General features: G+C 36.1%; 2 protein-coding genes. Both read left to right on the top strand.

Going from position 1 to position 729, the window contains the following annotated elements:
• A partial coding sequence (locus RF638_RS16060; protein ID WP_368842468.1) for a hypothetical protein occupies positions 1 to 536 on the top strand: 536 nt, incomplete at its 5' end.
• A partial coding sequence (locus tag RF638_RS16055) for a hypothetical protein (protein ID WP_368842467.1) occupies positions 533 to 729 on the top strand: 197 nt, incomplete at its 3' end. The genes RF638_RS16060 and RF638_RS16055, both read left to right, overlap by 4 nt.

The raw sequence follows: 729 nt of genomic DNA, 5'->3' as shown, positions 1-729 counted from the left end.
TAGTAAATCATACTATACCACCAGATAAATATAATGATGAATTATGGTATGAGGGACTAGAAAACCAATTAATTATGGAATTGGCCGTATGGGATTATCTCAATATACAAATACAAAATATCCTGTTGGTTGCAGGAAACAGTTTTAGAGAAATTATCTCCACTGAATCTACTGGACCAGACCAAGATGGTGATTCACCTGGAGAACATGCTAGAGGAGATAGGATAAAACAAATTACTACGGGTCCTACTGAGGTACAGTATTATGATAAGATATCCGAAAGTATATCTAGCTTATGGAGTACTTATTCAAAGATGATTCAACCTGGAGGGTATATGGATGAACTAAGAAAGAATCTATGTATGCTGGCATCTAGGTTAGAGATATACTTACCATTCTGTGATCAAATTGAACGGTTAGTAGTACCAAAAGTAGTAAATCATCGAAAACCAACTCCTTTGGGAGGACCTAATCCAACAGCTCCTCTCAATAAAGCAAGTAAACCTTCGTTAACCATAATAGATAAGAAATCATGACAAAAGAACCTTGGAGAATGGTTAAGAACCATTCTTGGAATAGGTATAAAAAGATTATCACTGATTTCTTAGACTGGGATGCTGGAAGACAAACAATTACTTGGGCTAAACACGTTAATCAATATCTAAATCATGCTGAGGATGATAGCCCAAGATATCATAATACGCCCATGGAAGCGTTATGCCACTACAC

The sequence above is a fragment of the Kocuria sp. CPCC 205235 genome (genome assembly GCF_040980905.1).
GTDB classification, from domain to species: domain Bacteria; phylum Actinomycetota; class Actinomycetes; order Actinomycetales; family Micrococcaceae; genus Kocuria; species Kocuria carniphila.
The sequence above is the reverse complement of the archived record's forward strand: the minus strand, read 5'-3'. Positions and strand labels throughout refer to the sequence as shown.